This window comes from Pseudomonas sp. (assembly GCF_050739995.1).
Lineage (GTDB): Bacteria > Pseudomonadota > Gammaproteobacteria > Pseudomonadales > Pseudomonadaceae > Aquipseudomonas.
This window is the reverse complement of the sequence record NZ_JBOICG010000073.1, coordinates 1-1824: the sequence shown is the minus strand read 5'-3', so window position 1 is coordinate 1824 and position 1824 is coordinate 1. Positions and strand designations below refer to the sequence as shown.

Sequence of the window (1824 nt, the reverse complement as noted above, 5' to 3'; positions counted from 1 at the left end):
GATTAAACCTGCTCAAACGATTTGACACGCGCGCCAGCCGGCGAACCGGTAGCCAGGCCCAGGGCCTTCATGCGCTCGCCTTCGATACGCGCCACTTCCTCGGCAGGAACCATGTAGCCCTGGTCGTCACGCGCAGCGTGGGCGACGAAGACAGCGATGGTGCCAACCAGGCTGGCTGCAACCAGCCACCAGATGTGCCAGATGAAAGCGAATCCGAATACGGTGAGCAACGCACCCATGAACACACCGGTAGAGGTGTTGTTCGGCATGTGGATCGCTTCGTACTTGGCCGGAACCTTGTAGGCGCCGCCGGCTTGCTTGGTTTCGTGCCAGGCGTCGAGCTCGACGTTTTCAGGCATGGTGGCGAAGTTGTAGAACGGAGGTGGCGACGAAGTCGACCATTCCAGGGTACGGCCGCCCCATGGGTCGCCGGTCACGTCCATGTTGTCCTTGCGGTCGCGGATCGAAACGTACAGCTGGATCAGCTGGCAAGCGATACCGAACAGGATCAGCACGGCGCCGAATACGGCTACGTACAGGTAGGGTTCCCACAGTGGGTTGTCGGAGTGGTTCAGACGACGGGTCATACCCATGAAGCCCAGTGCGTACAGCGGCATGAAGGCCACGTAGAAACCGGAGATCCAGAACCAGAAGGCAGCTTTGCCCCACTTCTCGTTCAGGGTGAAACCGAAGGCTTTCGGGAACCAGAAGGCGAAGCCGGCGATGTAGCCGAATACCGCACCACCGATGATCACGTTGTGGAAGTGAGCGATTACGAACAGGCTGTTGTGCAGAACGAAGTCAGCACCTGGAACAGCCAGCAGAACGCCAGTCATACCACCGATCGAGAAAGTAACCATGAAGCCCAGGGTCCACAGTACTGGCGCGGTGAAGCGCAGACGGCCCTGGTAAATCGTGAACAGCCAGTTGAACAACTTCACCCCGGTCGGGATCGAGATCAGCATTGTAGCCAGACCGAAGAAGGTGTTGACGCTCGCGCCAGAACCCATGGTGAAGAAGTGGTGCAGCCATACCGCAAAACCCAGTACCGCGATCGCGCCCGAGGCGTAGATCATCGACTTGTGGCCGAACAGACGTTTACCGGCGAAGGTCGAGGTCACTTCCGAGAACACACCGAAGGCCGGCAGGATCAGGATGTAAACCTCAGGGTGACCCCAGGCCCAGAACAGGTTGACGTACATCATAGGATTCCCACCAAGCTCGTTGGTGAAAATGTGGAAGTCCATATAACGGTCAAGCGTCAGCAGTGCCAGAGCAGCGGTCAGGATCGGGAACGAAGCGACGATCAGAACGTTGGCCCAGGTGCAGGTCCAGGTGAAGATCGGCATGTCCATCAGCTTCATGCCAGGTGCGCGCATTTTCAGCACGGTGACCAGGAAGTTGACGCCCGTTAGTGTCGTACCCAGACCTGATAGCTGTAGCGCCCAGATGTAGTAGTCCACCCCCACCCCGGGGCTGTACTGAATCCCCGCAAGCGGCGGATAAGCAACCCAGCCGGTCTTGGCGAACTCACCGACACCCAGAGAGATGTTGACCAGCAGCACGCCTGCCAGCAGCAGGTAGAAGCTCAGGGAGTTCAGGAACGGGTAGGCAACGTCACGTGCACCGATCTGCAGAGGCAGGGCCAGGTTCATCAGGCCGGTGAAGAATGGCATTGCCATGAAGATGATCATGATCACACCGTGAGCGGTGAAGATCTGGTCATAGTGCTCAGGCGGCAGATAGCCTTCGGAGCCACCCGTGGCCATCGCCAGCTGGGTACGCATCATGATGGCGTCAGCAAAACCACGCAGCAGCATGATC

Annotated in this window: 1 protein-coding gene; it reads right to left on the bottom strand. The window is 58.6% G+C overall.

Annotation, left to right across the window (positions count from 1 at the left end; translation table 11 throughout):
- Positions 1-2: 2 nt before the first annotated feature.
- Positions 3-1824 (bottom strand): cytochrome o ubiquinol oxidase subunit I (gene cyoB / locus ACRESD_RS02530; RefSeq protein ID WP_431749482.1); only part of this gene is annotated, 1822 nt, incomplete at its 5' end.